General features: G+C 74.6%; 13 protein-coding genes and 1 pseudogene. 8 read left to right on the top strand and 6 right to left on the bottom strand.

Annotated elements, in window-relative coordinates; translation table 11 throughout:
• Positions 1–62 precede the first annotated feature (62 nt).
• Entirely contained in the window at positions 63–1,520 is a 1,458-nt protein-coding gene (locus AC0OLQ_RS31865) for a M1 family metallopeptidase (protein ID WP_484529249.1), read from the top strand.
• A 1-nt stretch (position 1,521) separates the two neighbouring features.
• Here AC0OLQ_RS31865 and AC0OLQ_RS31860 read toward each other — a convergent pair whose 3' ends face one another.
• On the bottom strand, positions 1,522–2,631 hold the full coding sequence (locus tag AC0OLQ_RS31860; RefSeq protein ID WP_484529248.1) for an LCP family protein: 1,110 nt from the start codon (positions 2,629–2,631) through the stop codon (positions 1,522–1,524).
• Between the two features lie 146 nt (positions 2,632–2,777).
• Between AC0OLQ_RS31860 and AC0OLQ_RS31855 the strand changes: the two genes are divergently transcribed.
• Entirely contained in the window at positions 2,778–4,475 is a 1,698-nt protein-coding gene (locus tag AC0OLQ_RS31855) for an FAD-dependent oxidoreductase (protein ID WP_484529247.1), read from the top strand.
• Between the two features lie 68 nt (positions 4,476–4,543).
• Positions 4,544–6,097 carry a glutamine-hydrolyzing GMP synthase gene (gene guaA, locus AC0OLQ_RS31850; protein WP_357345684.1) on the top strand — a complete coding sequence of 518 codons (1,554 nt, stop codon included), beginning with the start codon at positions 4,544–4,546 and terminating at the stop codon, positions 6,095–6,097.
• A gap of 7 nt (positions 6,098–6,104) precedes the next feature.
• Here guaA and AC0OLQ_RS31845 read toward each other — a convergent pair whose 3' ends face one another.
• Entirely contained in the window at positions 6,105–6,461 is a 357-nt protein-coding gene (locus AC0OLQ_RS31845; RefSeq protein WP_357345686.1) for a PspC domain-containing protein, read from the bottom strand.
• Between the two features lie 144 nt (positions 6,462–6,605).
• Here AC0OLQ_RS31845 and AC0OLQ_RS31840 point away from each other — a divergent pair, with 144 nt between their 5' ends.
• From AC0OLQ_RS31840 to AC0OLQ_RS31830, 3 genes are all read left to right on the top strand, one after another.
• Positions 6,606–7,553 carry an NUDIX hydrolase gene (locus AC0OLQ_RS31840; RefSeq protein WP_357345688.1) on the top strand — a complete coding sequence of 316 codons (948 nt, stop codon included), beginning with the start codon at positions 6,606–6,608 and terminating at the stop codon, positions 7,551–7,553.
• Positions 7,554–7,665: 112 nt separating this feature from the next.
• The gene (locus AC0OLQ_RS31835; protein WP_484529246.1) at positions 7,666–8,577 is read left to right on the top strand and encodes an NUDIX hydrolase; all 912 of its coding nucleotides are present in this window, start codon (positions 7,666–7,668) and stop codon (positions 8,575–8,577) included.
• A 345-nt stretch (positions 8,578–8,922) separates the two neighbouring features.
• Positions 8,923–9,858 (top strand): CDP-alcohol phosphatidyltransferase family protein, encoded by a 936-nt coding sequence (locus AC0OLQ_RS31830; RefSeq protein WP_484529245.1) that lies wholly within the window; start codon positions 8,923–8,925, stop codon positions 9,856–9,858.
• Between the two features lie 58 nt (positions 9,859–9,916).
• Here AC0OLQ_RS31830 and AC0OLQ_RS31825 read toward each other — a convergent pair whose 3' ends face one another.
• The 3 genes and pseudogenes from AC0OLQ_RS31825 to AC0OLQ_RS31815 all read right to left on the bottom strand — a co-directional run bounded on the left by AC0OLQ_RS31825 (position 9,917) and on the right by AC0OLQ_RS31815 (position 13,610).
• Positions 9,917–11,164, bottom strand: a complete 1,248-nt coding sequence (locus AC0OLQ_RS31825; protein WP_484529244.1) for a phosphatidylserine decarboxylase — start codon at positions 11,162–11,164, stop codon at positions 9,917–9,919.
• A gap of 461 nt (positions 11,165–11,625) precedes the next feature.
• Positions 11,626–11,895 (bottom strand): annotated as a pseudogene (locus AC0OLQ_RS31820) (hypothetical protein); the annotation flags it as partial.
• On the bottom strand, positions 11,892–13,610 hold the full coding sequence (locus tag AC0OLQ_RS31815) for a PspC domain-containing protein (protein WP_484529243.1): 1,719 nt from the start codon (positions 13,608–13,610) through the stop codon (positions 11,892–11,894). The pseudogene AC0OLQ_RS31820 and the gene AC0OLQ_RS31815, both read right to left, overlap by 4 nt.
• A 177-nt stretch (positions 13,611–13,787) precedes the next feature.
• Here AC0OLQ_RS31815 and AC0OLQ_RS31810 point away from each other — a divergent pair, with 177 nt between their 5' ends.
• Positions 13,788–15,041, top strand: coding sequence for a PspC domain-containing protein (locus tag AC0OLQ_RS31810; RefSeq protein ID WP_484532491.1), 1,254 nt, complete (start codon positions 13,788–13,790; stop codon positions 15,039–15,041).
• Between the two features lie 2 nt (positions 15,042–15,043).
• Positions 15,044–15,724: a response regulator gene (locus AC0OLQ_RS31805; RefSeq protein WP_484529242.1), complete on the top strand. Its 681-nt coding sequence runs from the start codon at positions 15,044–15,046 to the stop codon at positions 15,722–15,724.
• A 27-nt stretch (positions 15,725–15,751) separates the two neighbouring features.
• Here the strand turns inward: AC0OLQ_RS31805 and AC0OLQ_RS31800 are convergent, their stop codons facing one another.
• Complete coding sequence (locus tag AC0OLQ_RS31800) at positions 15,752–16,462, bottom strand: PIG-L deacetylase family protein (protein ID WP_484532490.1); 711 nt, start codon at positions 16,460–16,462, stop codon at positions 15,752–15,754.
• Positions 16,463–16,602: the final 140 nt, after the last annotated feature.

Genomic DNA, 16,602 nt, shown 5'->3' with positions numbered 1-16,602 from the left:
TGCCGCGGGCGGAGCGGCCCCGGGCAGGGCCGCCAGGTTCTGGTCCGGGAGGGATCGAGGCGATGGCGCGGCGCGGCGGACGACGACGTCTAGGGCTGCTGACCTGCGGAGCGTTGCTGCTCGCCGGCTGCGGCTCGGCCGAGCCGGACCGGGCGGCGCCGGCGCTCACCGCGCCCAGCCCGGCGGCCGAGCGCAGCTTCGCGCCCGGTGCGCCGGGCGCCGGCGACACCTACTTCCCGACCTACGGCAACGGCGGCTACGACGTCGCCCACTACACCGTGAAGGTGCGCTACGACCCGGCGACCGACCGGCTCACCGGCACCACCACCCTGCGCGCCACGGCGACCGCCAACCTGTCGGCGTTCAACCTGGACCTGGCCGGGCTGACGGTCCGGTCGGTCACCGTGGACGGGGCGAAGGCCGGCCACGCCCGCACCGACGACGAGCTGGTGGTCACCCCGGCCACCGGCCTCACCTCCGGCAACGGCTTCGTCGCCGAGATCCGGTACGACGGCCGGCCGGCCGCGCTGGACAACGACGTGCTCGGCGAGGGCGGCTGGCTGCACACCGACGACGGGGCGATCGCGCTCGGCCAGCCGGAGTCGGCGAGCACCTGGTACCCGGTCAACGACCACCCCTCCGACAAGGCCACCTACGACTTCGAGATCACCGTGCCGAAGGGTCTCACCGCGGTCGGCAACGGCGCCCCGAAGGGACGGAGCACCAAGGGCGACTGGACCACCTGGCGCTGGTCCGAGGGGTCCCCGATGGCCAGCTACCTGACCACGGTGGTGATCGGGAAGTTCCGGATCACCACCGGTGAGCACAAGGGACGGCCGGTCTACAGCGCGGTGACCACCCAGGTGGCCGAGGGCGCGCCGGACCGGTCGATCGCGCGGACCGTCGAGGTGGCCGACTACCTGGAGAGCATCTTCGGGCCGTACCCGTTCGGCGCGTACGGCGGGGTGGTGGTCGCCGACGACCGGATCCGGTACGCGCTGGAGACGCAGAGCCGGCCGGTCTACTCGGCCGGGTTCTTCCGGCAGGGCGACAACACCGGCGTGATCGCGCACGAGCTGGCCCACCAGTGGTACGGCGACAGCGTCTCCGTCCAGCGCTGGCAGGACATCTGGCTCAACGAGGGGCTGGCCACGTACGCCGAGTGGCTCTGGGCCGAGCACGCCGGGGAGTCCACCGTCCAGCACACCTTCGAGCAGAAGTACGGGACCACGTCGAGCCAGGTCTGGCGTACGCCGCCGGGCAGGCCGGGGGTGGCGAACCTGTTCGGCCGGTCGGTATACGAGCGGGGCGGGATGGCCGTGCACGCGCTGCGGGTGGCGGTCGGCGACAGCGCCTTCTTCACCATCCTGCGCACCTGGGCGGCGGAGAACAAGAACGGCAACGCCACCACCGACGAGTTCGTGGCGCTCGCCGAGCGGGTCTCCGGCAAGAACCTCGACAAGCTCTTCGACGCCTGGCTCTACGGCACCGAGCGCCCGGGGGCCCCGAAGCCGCTCTGAGTCAGTTCTTCACCCGGAGCGACGGGTGGGCGGCCAGGTACGCGTCGGCGCTGCCGCCCCGCAGCGCGGCGAGGAACTCGCGGCCCACCGGGCGCAGTTGCTCGCCCTGGTAGGACCCGCCGCTGCCCACCCCGTCGCCGGGGAGGCCGACCAGGACGAACTTCTCCGCCGGCAGGCCACCCAGGGCGTACGCGAAGTCGACCAGCCGGCGGCCGCCGCCGACGTACACCAGGGTCTTGCCGAGCGCGTCGACCACCTGCTGGACCCGGCCCGGGTCGCGGGCCAGCCCCTGGTCGAGGATCTTCCGGGCCAGCGCCCGGATCAGCTGCTGCTGATGCCGCTGGCGGGTGTAGTCGCCACCGGCGGTGTAGCGCTGGCGGGCGTAGTCCAGCGCCTGCCAGCCGGTCAGGTGCCGGTTGCCCGGCTGGTAGACCATCTGCGGCCCGGTGTAGGTGCTGCCGGACCGGTCCCGGTAGCGCCCGTCCGGCCGGCGGTGGATCGAGGCGACCCGCTGGTCCACGTAGAGGTCCACGCCGCCGAGGGTGTCGACCAGCTTGTCGAAGCCGCCGAAGGTGAGCACCGCGCCGGCGTCGATGCGCAGCCCGGTGTACCGGCTGACCGTGGTGCGCAGCAGCTCGTACCCCTGCGCGGTGCTGGGGTGCGCCTTGTCGCCGGGGACCCGGCTGCCGTAGCTCATCGCGTGGGTGAGCTTGGTCCGGCCGCCCGGGTAGCCGGCCTTCGGGTAGGCCGGGATGTCGACCACCAGGTCGCGGGGGAGCGAGAAGAGGTACGCGCGCCCCAGCCCGGCGGGCACGTGCAGCACCAGCACGGCGTCGGCGTGCGGCTCCCAGCCCGGCACGCTGATCCGGGTGTCCACCCCGACCAGCAGGAGGTTGAGCGGCCCCTTCAGGTCGGCGCCGGGCGGCGGGGTGGGGCTGGACGTCACCGGGGCCGGGGTGGTCGGCGCGGCGGACGGGCTCGGCGTGGCCGGGCCGGCGACCGGGCCGGGCGAGGGGCGGGAGACCAGCCGCGTGGCCACCACCGCGCCGGCGGCGACCAGCACCACGGCCACCAGCGCGGTCAGTCCCAGCACCCACCGTCGTCGCGTCATCGTGGACTCCTCTCCCCGTGTTCCACCTGACGCGCGACGGGTGGCCGTCGGTTGCCCGGGCGGGATCCCCGTTTGATCGAGCGCTCTGCATGATCTGCGAAAAACTCTCGCTGGCGCTACGGCTACCCGTCGGTAATGATGCCTCCATGCGGTACGACGTGGTCGTCATCGGGTCCGGTTTCGGCGGCAGCGTCACCGCGCTCCGGCTGGCCGAGAAGGGTTACACCGTCGGGGTCCTGGAGGCCGGCCGGCGCTTCGCCGACGACGAGTTCCCCCGGACCTCCTGGCGAGTCCGGCGCTTCCTGTGGGCCCCGAAGCTCGGCTGCTATGGCCTCCAACGGATCACCCTGCTCCGCTCGGCCGACCGGAAGGCCGGCGGTGGGGTGCTGGTGCTCGCCGGCGCCGGAGTGGGCGGCGGCTCGCTGGTCTACGCGAACACGCTCTACGAACCGCTCGACGCGTTCTACGCCGACCCGCAATGGCGGGACATCACCGACTGGCGCGACGAGCTGGCCCGCCACTACGACCAGGCGAAGCGGATGCTCGGCGTCACCACGTACCCGGTCGTCACCGGGGCGGACCGGGCCATGCGGGCAGTGGCCGAGCGGATGGGGGTGGGGCACACCTTCCACGCGACGCCGGTGGGCGTGCACATCGGCCGCCCCGGCGAGCGGGTGCCCGACCCGTACTTCGGCGGGGTCGGGCCGGACCGGACGGGTTGCAGCCACTGCGGCTCGTGCATGACCGGCTGCCGGCACGGCGCGAAGAACACCCTGGTCAAGAACTACCTCTGGCTGGCCGAGCGGCTCGGCGCGCAGGTCCACCCGCTGACCACGGTGACCGCGGTGCGCCCCGCCGCCGACGGCGGCTACGAGGTGCACACCGAGCGCACCGGCGCCTGGCTGCGCAAGCGCCGTCAGGTGATCCACGCCGACCAGGTGGTCTTCGCGGCCGGCGCGCTGGGCACCCAGCGGCTGCTGCACGAGATGAAGGCGACCGGCGCGCTGCCCGCCCTGTCGCCCCGGCTCGGCGAGCTGACCCGGACCAACTCGGAGGCCATCCTCGGCGCCTCGGTCGGGCCCGGCCAGGCGCGGCGGCGCGGCCTCGACTTCACCGAGGGCGTGGCGATCACCAGCTCGTTCCACCCCGACCCGCAGACCCACATCGAGCCGGTCCGCTACGGCAAGGGCTCCAACGCGATGGGCCTGCTCCAGTCGCTGCTGGTCGACGGCGGCCCGCACCGGATCCGGCGCTGGCTGGGCAGCATCGTCCGGCAGCCCGCGCTGGCCGCCCGGATGCTCTCGGTGCGCGGCTGGTCCGAGCGCACCGTGATCGCCCTGGTCATGCAGTCGGCCGACAACTCGCTCACCACCCGCTACCGGCGCGGTCGGCTCGGCCGCCGGCTGGTCTCCGGCCCGGGGCACGGCGCCCCTAACCCGACCTGGATCCCGGCCGGCAACGAGGCGGTCCGGCTGCTCGCCGAGGAGATCGACGGCACGCCGGGCGGGGCGGTCACCGAGCCGTTCAACATCCCGATGACCGCGCACATCCTGGGCGGCGCGGTGATCGGAGACAGCCCGGAGCGCGGGGTGATCGACCCGTACCACCGGGTGCACGGCCACCCCGGGCTGCACGTGGTGGACGGCGCTGCGGTCTCGGCCAACCTCGGCGTCAACCCGTCGCTGACGATCACGGCGCAGGCCGAGCGGGCCATGTCGTTCTGGCCCAACAAGGGTGAGGAGGACCCCCGCCCGCCGCTCGGCGCGCCCTACCGCCGGCTCGCCCCGGTGGCGCCGAGGCAGCCCGCCGTCCCCGCCCACGCCCCCGCCGCCCTGCGTCCCTGAGCAGGGCGGCGCGCGACACACCGGGGCGCGGCCCGCGCCGGGGGTGACTGTCGGTAAGGTTGCTGCACATGAGCACGCCTCGCCCCGTCCTCGTGGTGGACTTCGGAGCCCAGTACGCCCAGCTCATCGCGCGCCGCGTCCGCGAGGCGAAGGTCTACTCGGAGATCGTCCCGCACTCCATGCCGGTGTCCGAGATGCTGGCGAAGAACCCGGCCGCGATCATCCTGTCCGGCGGCCCGTCCAGCGTCTACGCGCCGGACGCCCCGCAGATCGACGCCGGGATGTTCGACGCCGGGGTCCCGGTCTTCGGCATCTGCTACGGCTTCCAGGCCATGGCCCAGGCGCTCGGCGGGACCGTGGCGCGCACCGGCAACCGCGAGTACGGCGGCACCCCGCTGCACGCCCGCCCGGAGGCCGGCGTGCTGCTCCGCGACCTCCCCGACGACCTGCCGGTCTGGATGAGCCACGGCGACTGCGTCACCGAGGCGCCGGCCGGCTTCGCGGTCACCGCCGAGTCGGCGGGCGCGCCGGTCGCCGCGTTCGAGGACCTGGCCGGCCGGCGGGCCGGGGTGCAGTTCCACCCGGAGGTCGGGCACACCGCGCACGGCCAGGAGATGCTCAGCCGCTTCCTGCACGACATCGCCGGCATCGAGCCGACCTGGACGCCCGAGAACATCATCGACGAGCAGGTGGCCCGGATCCGGGAGCAGGTCGGCGACAAGGAGGTCATCTGCGGCCTGTCCGGCGGCGTCGACTCGGCGGTCGCCGCGGCGCTGGTGCACAAGGCCGTCGGCGACCAGCTCACCTGCGTCTTCGTCGACCACGGCCTGCTTCGCGCCGGCGAGGCCGAGCAGGTGGAGAAGGACTACGTGGCCGCCACCGGCATCAAGCTCAAGGTGGTCGACGCCCGCGAGCGGTTCCTCGGCGCGCTGGCCGGGGTGACCGACCCCGAGCAGAAGCGCAAGATCATCGGCCGGGAGTTCATCCGGGTCTTCGAGGCCGCCGCCCGGGAGATCGCCGCGCACGGCGACGTCGAGTTCCTGGTGCAGGGCACCCTCTACCCGGACGTGGTGGAGTCCGGCGGCGGCACCGGCACCGCCAACATCAAGAGCCACCACAACGTCGGCGGCCTGCCGGAGGACCTGAAGTTCGCCCTGGTCGAGCCGCTGCGCACGCTGTTCAAGGACGAGGTCCGCACGCTCGGCCTGGAGCTGGGGCTGCCCGAGGCGATGGTCTGGCGGCACCCGTTCCCCGGCCCGGGCCTGGCCATCCGGATCATCGGCGCGGTCGACGAGGAGCGCCTCGCCGTGCTCCGCAAGGCCGACCTGATCGCCCGGCAGGAGCTCACCGCCGCCGGCCTCGACCGGGGTGTCTGGCAGTTCCCGGTGGTGCTCCTGGCCGACGTGCGCAGCGTCGGCGTGCAGGGCGACGGGCGCAGCTACGGGCATCCCGTGGTGCTGCGCCCGGTCTCCAGCGAGGACGCGATGACCGCCGACTGGTCCCGGTTGCCCTACGAGGTGGTGGCCCGGATCTCCACCCGGATCACCAACGAGGTCGCCGAGGTCAACCGGGTGGTCCTGGACGTGACCAGCAAGCCGCCGGGCACCATCGAGTGGGAGTGACGCCGGGTCAGGCCGCCGTCGGCGGCTGAGGCGCCGGCCGGGGCGCGGGCTCCGGCGTGGCCGCCGCCGGGTGCGGACCCGTGGCCGCCGGCGGGACCGGCGGCCAGCCGGGCGCGGTGCCCGGCGGGTGCGGCCAGGCGGGCGCGCCTGCCGGCTCCTCGGGCATCAGGAACCACATGATCGGGTACGCGAGCGCGGCGAGCCCGCCGGTGAGCAGGGTCGCCACCGCGAAGCCCACCCGCACGAGGGTGGGGTCGACGGCGAAGTAGCGGCCGAGGCCGCTGGCCACGCCGGCGACCATCCGGTCGGTGACCGGCCGGCGGAGCTGCTTGTACGGGGCCTGGGAGGGGTTCGTCGAGGTCATGTCTCCACGGTCCCGCGCGGGCCGCCGGGCGACCTCGGTGACCGCCCGGACTCCTACCCTGACGCGTCCCTGAGGCGCCAGCCAAGAGTCAGGAATCTGACTCTTTTCGATGGCGGTAACCGCATCCGGGGAGAATTTCCTCCCGTGACCACCTTGCTGGAGCCGCTCCGCAGGATCGCGGCATACGCAGTTTGTGCTGATTCAGACGGCCGAGTGTTACTGGTCCGCGCATCGGAGCGCTCCGGCACCCCCGGCGCGTGGTCGCTGCCCGGCGGGGCGGTCGACCACGGGGAGGACCCCAAGCACACCGTCGTCCGGGAGACCGCCGCGGAGACCGGGCTCTCGGTGGCGGTCGCCGCGCTCCAGGACGTCCTCGCCGACATGCGGGCGCTGCCCGAGCGGGGCATCACGATCCACACCGACCGGCTGCTCTACACGGTCTCGGTGCGGGGCGGCACGCTCGCCGACCGGGTCGACCGCCCCACCGACCTGGCCCGCTGGTTCACGCTCGACGAGGCCCGGGAGCTGCCGCTGCGCTCGTTCGCCGCGCGCGCCCTGGGCCTGCCCACGGCCACCGACGACATCGTGCCGGAGGAGGTCCCCGAGTTCCCCTCCTTCTACGCCGTCCCGGGCCCGGACGGGCTGCACCGGGCGCAGCGCTTCGCCGCGTACGCCGTGGTGACCGACCCGGAGGAGCGGGTGCTGCTCACCCGGGTCTCCGACGGCTACCCGGGCGCCGGCTGCTGGCACCTGCCCGGCGGCGGCACCGACTACGGCGAGCAGCCGGGCGCCGCGCTGATCCGGGAGCTGGTCGAGGAGACCGGGCAGACCGGCCGCCTGGTCGAGCTGCTCGGAGTGGCCAGCCACCGGGACGCCGCCTCGCTCGGCCCCGAGGGCTACCCGATCGACTGGCACGGCGTACGCGCCTTCTATCGGGTGGTCGTCGACCAGCCCGCCCCACCCACGGTGGCCGACGTCGGCGGCTCCACCTGCGAGGCCCGCTGGTTCCGCCGCGAGGAGCTGGGCGCCCTGCCCACCGACCGCCTCACCGAGGTGACGGCCGAGGCCGTCCACGCCGCCCACCTGATCTGACCCCGCGACACGCCCCCGCTGCCGTTGATCATGAGGTTGACGGTGCGATATGTCCGTCCCGATGCCGCTAACCTCATGATCGACGAGGTTGGCGGGGTGGGGAGTGGGTGCGGTGGAGGAGCGGCGGCGGATCGGGGCTTACGGGGTGCTGCGGGACGGGCGTGGGCGGGTGTTGCTGGCGCGCGGGTCGGAGCGGTGTCCGTATCCGGGGGTCTGGCAGTTGCCCGGGGGTGGGATCGAGCATGCCGAGCATCCCGCCCGTGCCGTCGAGCGTGAGTTCGCCGAGGAGACCGGGCTGGCGGTCGCGGCGGGCGCGATTCGGGCCGCGGTCGCCGACGTGGCCGTCTTCCGGACCGACGGTGTCGCGGTGCACACCGACCGGCTGATCTTCGAGGTCGAGGCGCGCGGCGGTGAGCTGCGGCCGGAGCCGGCCGGCGGCAGCGACGAGCTGGGCTGGTTCACCCCGGACGAGGCGGCGGCCGTGCCGCTGATGCCGTTCACCGCCGAGCTGCTCGGGGTGCCGGTGTCGCCGCTGCCGGCGGACCTGCCCCGGGGGCTGCCGCCCGGGCCGGTCGTTCCGCCCACCGACCGGCGCCAGCGCTTCGCCGCGTACGGGCTCGTCACCGACCCGGCCGGCCGGGTGCTGCTGACCATGATCGCCGACGGCTACCCGGGCGCCGGGAGGTGGCACCTGCCCGGCGGCGGCACCGACCACGGCGAGCAGCCCGCCGCCGGCCTGCTCCGTGAGCTGGTCGAGGAGGCCGGGCAGCTCGGCCGGGTGGTCGACCTGCTGGCCGTGGACAACCTGCACAACCCGGCCGCGCTCGGCCCGGAGGGGCGCCCGCTGGACTGGCACGGCGTCCGGGTGATCTACCGGGTGCGGGTGGACGTCCCGATCGACGCGGTGGTGACCGAGCTCGCGGGCGGCTCCACGGCGCGGGCGGCCTGGTTCGCTCCCGACCAGGTCAGTGGCCTGCGGATGACCGACGTGGCGGCCCGGGCAACCGGACATCGGGGGAGGTGACGCCCACTCACCGAGCCACCATGGGTCGCCTCCGGTACAGTCGGCAGTGGGGATTGGGCGACGAAAAAGGGCGTTGAGGCCCGAGATGGGAATGACTGAGCGGTTCGCGCGGTTAAGAGAGTTATAAGTACCGCCGGCAGCTATCGCCAACCCCCTATCCCCTGTGCAATGGTGTACTCCGCAAATGGGCTGCCGGGCCCGAAAGGTCCGGCACGAGACAGCCGGACACCCGCCCGCGTGGCGGTCACCCGATCCGGTGATGGAGGAAACGTGCCGAGAGCCCCATGGCGCCGGCGTCGTACGACTGACAGTCCGCGCCCCGCAGGGCGTCGCTGGGCGGGCCGGTTGCGCCGCAGCAGCACGTTCGCCCGCCAGGTGCTGCTGGTCCGGGTGGGCCGCCGGGACGGCGCCGCCGTCACCGGGACCGACCTGGTCACTCCCGACCACCGCTGGTCCGACCGCCAGCGTCTCCGCTACGGCCGCTACGACGCCGACGTCGAGGCCGCGCGGTACGACGCCGAGGTCGAGGCTGTGATGCCGGTCAGCCCGGCGCTCGGCCCGATGGCGCCGGTCGACGAGGCGGCGATGTCGATCCCGCTGCTGCCGGGCGAGCGCACCGCCGCCCGCCGGGCGAAGTTCGCGCTGGTCAACGCCTGCACCCTGAGCAGCCTCATGCTCGGCATGCTGGCGATCTTCCTGGCCATGCAGAGCGAGGTCCGGGTCGCGGCGCTCTGCCTGATCGCCTGCGTCGCGTTCGACGGCCTCGACGGGGCGCTGGCCCGCAAGCTCAACGTGGCCAGCCCGTTCGGCGCGCAGATGGACTCGCTGGCCGACATGTGCTCGTTCGGCCTCGCCGCCCCGGTCGTGGTCTACGCCTCGCTGGCCGGCTCGGTGCCGCCGGCGGCCGCCGCGGTCGCCTGCGCCCTGGTCGCGGCCTGCGCCGCGATCCGGCTGGCCCGGTTCAACGTCTCGCCCAAGGACGGCCGGTTCTTCTGCGGCGTGCCGACCACCATGGCGGCCGCCGTGCTGGCCCTGACCGTGGCGATCGGGCTGCCGGTCTCCGGCCTGGTCATGGTCGGCGGCGTGGCGCTGCTCGCCTTCGCCATGGTGTCCAGCTTCCCTTACGCGAAGCTCGCCCGGCTGGTGAAGCTGCCGCCGTGGCTCTGGCTGGCCCCGGTGGTCGGCGCGCTGGTCGACATCCGGCTCACCTTCGCCCTCATCGTGGTGGGCTACCTGGTCAGCGGCCCGGTGCTCTGGCTGCGCCAGCGCCACACCGCCTGACCCGTACCACCGAAAAGGGGCGCCGCGAGAGCGGCGCCCCTTTTCCGTGTCTGCGGGATCAGCTCCAGCGGGCGATGACCGTCGACCCGCCGACCACCTTGTCGCCCGGGCCGACCAGCGGCTCGGCGGCGTCGGCCGGCAGGTAGACGTCGGTGCGCGAGCCGAATCGGATCAGGCCGAAGCGCTCGCCCCGGGCCAGCAGCGCGCCGATCGGTGCCCGCTGCACGATCCGGCGGGCGATCAGCCCGGTCCGCTGCGCCACCACCACCGTGCCGTGGTCGGTGTCCAGCACCGTGTAGGCCGCCACGTTGTGCTCGGCGTCCGGCTTCATGGCGTTGACGAAGCCGCCGTCGGCGACGAAGTAGTCGACCACCTTGCCGGCCACCGGCGAGCGGTTGACGTGCACGTCCAGCACCGAGAGGAAGACGGCGATCCGCAGCCACTCGCCCTCGCCGAAGCGCTCGTCGTGCAGCCGCTGCACCGAGAGGACCTGGCCGTCGGCCGAGGCGACCACGGCCGACGGCTCCTCCGGCACGTCCCGCTCCGGGTCCCGGAAGAACGCGGCCACCGGGGCGGCGGCCAGCGCCGGCAGCAGCCAGAGCCGGGACTTCGGCCGGGCGGCCCGGGCCAGCGCGGCCAGGCCGAGGGTGATGCCGGCGGCGGCCACCCCGTTGGAGTCGATGTGCATGCCCCGGCTCAGCGGCACGCTCGACGGCCGGTACGCCGGGGAGAGCGAGGCGGCCAGCGCGGCCGGCGCCGGGGTGAAGCGCAGGTGGTGGACGCGTACCGGCGGGGAGTTGCGCAGCACCAGGTCGGTGCGGACGCCGTGCAGCACCCCCTGCCGGTCCAGCTCGGCCCCGGCCCCCTCGGTCCGGAACAGGGGCGCGGTCACGCTCAGCACGGCGCCCTCGGCGAGGTATTTCGCCAGCCCGTCGACGGCGTTCCGGGCCTCCTCGGCGGTGCCGGTGAGCGGCTCGGCGGCCATCACCACCGCGGCGGCGTCCGCCTCGGCGAGGGTGTCGACCACGCGTACCCGGTCGGCGACCCAGCGGCCCTGGGCCGTCACGTGCTCGCGGAGCGCGGTGGCGGAGGCGCCCTCCGCCGGCACGACGGTGAGCCGGTCGCCGGGGAGCAGCGCCTCGATCGCCGCGGCCAGCACCGCGGACTGCGGGGTCGCGCCGACCAGCAGGCCGGCCTTCGCGTCGTTGCGCCGGGCGAACTCGCTCACGAGGGTACGGGCGGCGCGCTCGCCGACGCGGACCGCACCGGCGGGACCGGTGGCGCGCACGGCGGGGGACTGGGTCATCTCGGACGGGCTCCTGACGAGGTAGACGGAAGGCTGCGGGACCACCCCGGGCGACCCGGCCGACCGGGAGCCCTGGCCGGCGACCGGGGCATGGGCCGGCCGGCGGAGGCGAGATCTCCACCAGCCAGCATAGGCCGCGTCGTCGGCGCTCCGCACCGCCGCGGTCAGCCCGGTCCGTCCCCGCCGGTACGCGAACCGCCCCCCGACCGGTCGGCCGTCTCGTCGACCGCCGGCAGTTCGCGGGTGGCCGGCCTGGCCAGTCCCTCCCGCTCCTGGGCGGCGGGAAGCTCGCGGGTCGCGGGCTCGGACCCTTCCGGAAGCGCCGGCTCGACCGGGGGCAGTTCGCGGGTGACCGGCTCGCCCAGCACCTCGGGCGACCAGTGTGGTTCCCCGTCGGACGGACGGTCCTCCCGAGCCGCGAGCGGCACGTCGGTCACCGCGTCCGTGGCCCACTCGTCCGCCTCCTCGCCGGCCGGGGTGGCACCGGTCGGCGTGCCCGTCTCGTAGGGCGCGGCGACGGTGGCCTCCGCCGGTTCCGACTCGGTGTGCCGGCCCGAGCGCAGCGCGCCGACCAACCCGAGCAGTCCGATGAGGATCAGGGCTCCGGCCAGGAACCAGCCCACCGGGGGCAGCGCCAGCCCGAGGATCCGGGCCAGCAGCCACCAGGCGGACAGCCCGAGGAAGGCCAGCCCGAAGGCGAACGACACGATGTCGGTGCGGTGAGCCTTCACCGGGTCACCTCCAGGTTTCCGGCGTTCACGTGGACCAGCAGGCGCAGCGTGCCGCCACCGCGGCCGTCCGGTCCGAGGTCGGTGTTCTCCCACTGGCGGCCGTCCAAGCCGCCGGTCCGCCGGCCGAAGACGCTGGCGTCACCGGCGTTCACGTCGGCCACCGTGGTGACGTCGACGTTCGGCGGCACGACCACCGTCGCCTTGCCGAAGTTGACCTCGACGGTCACCTGGGTGTCCTTCTTGTCGAAGTCGACCCCGCGCAGGTCGAGCACGGCGTCGCCGAAGTTGTTCTCGTAGCGGTCGGCCAGGTCGCGGTAGTCGACCGGGGCCCAGGTGACGTTGCCGTCGATGCCGCGGATCCGGTCGTAGGACTCGGCGACCGTGGCGATGCCCAGCGCCGCCGCGGTCACCAGACCGAGTGCGATCAGCCAGCGGGCCCGGCCGAACCAGGTGCCCACCAGCAGCCCGAGCCCGATGGTGGCCAGCACCGCGGCGAAGTAGCCGGCCGCGCCGACCGGGAAGACGTCGAGCAGGTCGAGCATCGCCACCAGGCCCAGCGCCAGGAAGATCAGCGAGAAGGTGACCGCGCCGAGCGCGGAGCGTTCCTTCGGTCGCTTCGGCGGCCGGGCCGGGCGGGCCGGCGGCGGCGGAGGGGGCGGCGTCGACCCGGCGTACGGCCCGTGCGGGGCGAACGGCGGCCGGTAGCCCCCCGGTGGCAGCGGCCCGCCCACCGGGGCGGGCGGGGGCACGGCGGCGGGCTCGCCGAGCGGTTGGCCGGTGGTCGGCGCGGCGGACCAGGCCGGCGCCGCCTCGGTGACCGGCCACGCCTCGCCGGCCCGGCTGCCCGGGACGGCCGGCGGCCGCGCCAGGGTGGGCTCCGGTTCGGACCAGGCGGGCCGGGCGGCGGTGGCCGCCGGCCAGCCGCCGGCGGAGACCGGCGCGGGCGGGTAGCCCGGCTCGGGCCGGGCGGCCGGCGGCTCGCCGGACCACGGCGCGGGCTCGGTCGCCGCGCCGGACCAGGTGGCCGCCGGGACCGGCCCGGCGGCGGCCGGCACGTCGGCGGCGGGTGCGGCGGCCGGCGGCGCGGGCCAGGCCACCGGGGGCACCGGACCGGGCGGCGCGCCGGGCGCCGCCATCCGGGCCGCCGGGCCGCGCTGGTCGCGGTTGAGCAGCAGCGCGCCGCCGATCAGGATCACCGCGCCGAGCAGGATCGCCCGGAACCCGTTGGTGACGACGTAGCCGAAGCCGACCGCGACCACGATGCTGAGCACGATCACGGTGATCGGGGACATGCTGGACCGACCGCGGCCGAGCATCGACTCCACCGGCGAGGCGGTGTCGCCCTCGCCGGGGATGATCAGCCACGCGGTCACGTAGACGAGGATGCCGATGCCGCCGAAGAAGCCCAGCACGGCCAGGAGCACCCGCCACAGCACGGGGTCGGTGTTGGTGGCCCGGCCGATCGCCGCGCAGACGCCGGCCAGGTAGCGGCCCTCCCGGGGGCGGACCAGCCCGTACCGGGAGGTGAAGCCGGCGCCGCCGGGCGGTGGAGCGTACCCGGTGGGTGGCGGATCGGCGAAGGGTGGCGGGGCGGACCCGGCCGGCGGGGGCGCCGTGGCGTCGGCGGCGGTGGGCGCCGGCCCCGGCGGGGGTGGCGGTGGCCCGTCCTGTGCTGCCGCCCCGGGGCGGGGCGGACGGGCAGCGTCCTCGGTCATGCCTCCGATCCTGCTGCCCCGGCCGCCCGAGCGTCCTCAGGACCCGACCCTGACCCCACCCTGAGATCCCGGGGCCGCGAATGTCCGGGGCGTCCCCGTGGTCCGGGGCGGTCCGGCCGTGTGACGATCGGGACGTCGGCCGCCGCCGGCACGCCGTCCCCGACCCGGGAGCCTCCGATCAGCAGCACCGTCACCCCGCACCCCCCGCGCCTCTACCGGGCCACCGAGCACCGGCTGGCCGCGGGGGTGGCCGCCGGCATCGCCGAACACCTGGGCATCTCGGTGCTCCGGGTCCGGGTGGCCTTCATGGTGCTGCTCGGGCTGAGCGGTCTGGGGCTGCTGCTCTACGCCGCCTTCTGGGCGGTGGTCCCGCCGAGGCCCGGCGACACCGCCGTCCCGCCCCGCCGCGACCTCACCCAGCTGCTGCCCTTCGTGGCGATCGGGCTGGGCGTGCTGCTGCTCCAGGTGGTCGCCTTCGACTCGGTCGGCGCGGCCGGCACCGCCGGCTGGCTGGTCGCCATCATCGCGGTCGGCGCCGGGGTGATCTGGCACCAGTCCGCGCCGGAGCGCCGCCGGCAGTGGGGCGGCTCGATGGCGGTGCCCTGGCTCGGCGTGGTGGTGGAGGAGAGCGACCGACGCGCGTTCGTGCTCCGCTTCATCGGCGGCGGGGTGCTCGTCGCGGTCGGCATCATCGGCGTGGCGGCGGTCTACTCGCCGGCGCAGAACCTCGACGCGGTGCTCAACGGCATCATCTTCGCGCTGGTCGGGCTGGCCGGGGTGGGCGTGGTGACCGGCCCGGTGCTCTGGCGCACGTGGAACCAGCTCCGCTCGGAACGCGAGGGGCGGATCCGCGAGCAGGAGCGGGCCGAGCTGGCCGCCATGGTGCACGACCAGGTGCTGCACACCCTCGCCCTGATCCAGCGCAACGCCACCGACGTCAAGACGGTGCAGCGGCTGGCCCGGGGCCAGGAGCGCTCGCTGCGGAACTGGCTCTACAAGCCGACCGCCTCGCCGACCGAGCGCTTCGCGGCCGCCCTGGAGCAGGCCGCCGCCGAGGTGGAGGACACCTTCGCGATCACCGTCGAGGCGGTGGTGGTCGGCGACCGGGAGACCGACGAGCGGGTCGGCGCGATGGTCGCCGCGGCCCGGGAGGCCCTGGTCAACGCGGCCCGGCACGCCGAGGTACGCACCGTTTCGCTCTATGCCGAGGTGGAGCCGGAACAGGTGAGCGTCTTCGTCCGGGACCGGGGCAAGGGATTCGACCCGGATACCGTGGAGGATCACCGGCACGGCGTCCGGGGTTCGATCATCGGACGGATGAAGCGGCACGGTGGCCGGGCGGAGATCCGCTCCGAGCCGGGGGAGGGGACCGAGGTCCGGCTGATCCTGCCGATCAGCGGCTCCGGCTCCACGGCGGAAAGGGACAGATGATCATGGTCGAGCAGGAGCCGGTCGAGGGCGCGGCGCCCCGGGACGGGCGGTTGCGGGTGTTCCTCGTCGACGACCACGCGATGTTCCGGGCCGGCGTCCGCGCCGAGCTGGGCGGGCGCGTCGAGGTGGTGGGCGAGGCCAGCACGGTGGCGGAGGCGGTCAGCCGGATCGCGGCCATGCAGCCGGACGTGGTGCTGCTGGACGTGCACATGCCCGACGGCGGCGGCCGCGCGGTGCTGGAGGCGATGCGGCGTTCCCACCCGCAGGTGCGGTTCCTGGCACTGAGCGTGTCCGACGCCGCCGAGGACGTGATCGGGCTGATCCGGGCGGGCGCCCGGGGCTACGTCACGAAGACCATCTCGCCGGAGGAGCTGACCGACGCGATCCGGCGGGTGGCCGACGGGGACGCGGTGTTCAGCCCGCGGCTGGCCGGCTTCGTGCTGGACGCCTTCGCGGCCCGGCCGGACGCGCCGGTGGCCGATCCCGAGCTGGACCAGCTCACCAACCGGGAGCGCGAGGTGCTCCGGCTGCTCGCCCGGGGGTACGCGTACAAGGAGATCGCGCGGGAGCTGTACATCTCGATCAAGACGGTCGAGACGCACGTCTCCAACGTGCTGCGCAAGCTCCAGATGTCCAACCGGTACGAGCTGTCCCGCTGGGCCGCCGACCGCCGGCTGGTCTGACCGCCCCGGCCGGGCCGGCCCGGGGCGTCACTCCGTTCGCAGCACGGTGAACGCCTCGGCCAGCCGGCCGGCCGGGAGGCCGGCGTTGTCGGCCATCGTGGTGAGCCGGTCCCGGACCCAGGTCGGCACGTCCAGGTGGGCGGTCTGCGACCGGTGCGCCGCCATCGCGGCGATCTTGCGGTCGACCTGGTCGGTCACGTCGACGACGTGGTCCGGGCCGGGCCCGCCGAAGTACCAGATCTCCCGGACCACCCACGGCTCCAGCCCTTCGTCGAGCAGTTCCGGGAAGGCGAAGCGGTTGCGCGAGTCGGGGTAGACGGCGCAGGTGGCGGCCTCGCCGACGGCCAGGTGGTCGGGGTGGCTCGGGCCGGCCAGGTGCTCCCAGCGGCGCAGCGGCGAGCTGGTCAGCACCCGGTCCGGCCGGAACCGGCGGATGGCGGCGCTGATCTGCCGGCGCAGCGTCAGGCTGGGGCTGAGGATGCCGTCGGTGTGGCCGTCCAGGAAGTCGACCCGGCGCACGCCGACCGCGTCGGCCGCGGCCCGCTGCTCCGCCTCGCGCCGGGCCGGCATCTCCTCGCGCGGCGTGTCGTCGAAGCCGCCGGAGTCTCCCCGGGTGGCGATGAGGTAGGCCACCTCGATACCCTCATCCACCCAGCGGGCTATGGTGCCCGCACAGCCGAAGTCGACATCATCCGGATGGGCAAAAACTGCGAGGGCTCGGCGGACGTCGGTAAGCACCGGAGCGGACGCGGGGAAGCTCACGGCGCTGAGCCTACGCGGGTGGTCTGGCCCCGTGTGGTCGTGTCTTACCTGTTCAGAGCGGCACGACACGGGTGTTTCATGATCTTTTCTCAAGTATCGGCAACGTGGCAAGCAAC

This window comes from Micromonospora sp. Utrum1 (assembly GCF_057197805.1).
Note: the sequence above shows the minus strand (reverse complement) of the source record. Positions and strands in the feature narration are given on the sequence as shown.

What these genes read in the sequence shown, in the direction of transcription:
- AC0OLQ_RS31855 (WP_484529247.1), top strand. Translation starts at nt 2,778, where the DNA reads ATGCGGTACGACGTGGTCGTCATCGGGTCCGGTTTCGGCGGCAGCGTC.
- AC0OLQ_RS31865 (WP_484529249.1), top strand. Translation starts at nt 63, where the DNA reads ATGGCGCGGCGCGGCGGACGACGACGTCTAGGGCTGCTGACCTGCGGA.
- AC0OLQ_RS31805 (WP_484529242.1), top strand. Translation starts at nt 15,044, where the DNA reads ATGGTCGAGCAGGAGCCGGTCGAGGGCGCGGCGCCCCGGGACGGGCGG.
- AC0OLQ_RS31845 (WP_357345686.1), bottom strand. Translation starts at nt 6,461, where the DNA reads ATGACCTCGACGAACCCCTCCCAGGCCCCGTACAAGCAGCTCCGCCGG.
- AC0OLQ_RS31815 (WP_484529243.1), bottom strand. Translation starts at nt 13,610, where the DNA reads ATGACCGAGGACGCTGCCCGTCCGCCCCGCCCCGGGGCGGCAGCACAG.
- AC0OLQ_RS31825 (WP_484529244.1), bottom strand. Translation starts at nt 11,164, where the DNA reads ATGACCCAGTCCCCCGCCGTGCGCGCCACCGGTCCCGCCGGTGCGGTC.
- guaA (WP_357345684.1), top strand. Translation starts at nt 4,544, where the DNA reads ATGAGCACGCCTCGCCCCGTCCTCGTGGTGGACTTCGGAGCCCAGTAC.
- AC0OLQ_RS31860 (WP_484529248.1), bottom strand. Translation starts at nt 2,631, where the DNA reads ATGACGCGACGACGGTGGGTGCTGGGACTGACCGCGCTGGTGGCCGTG.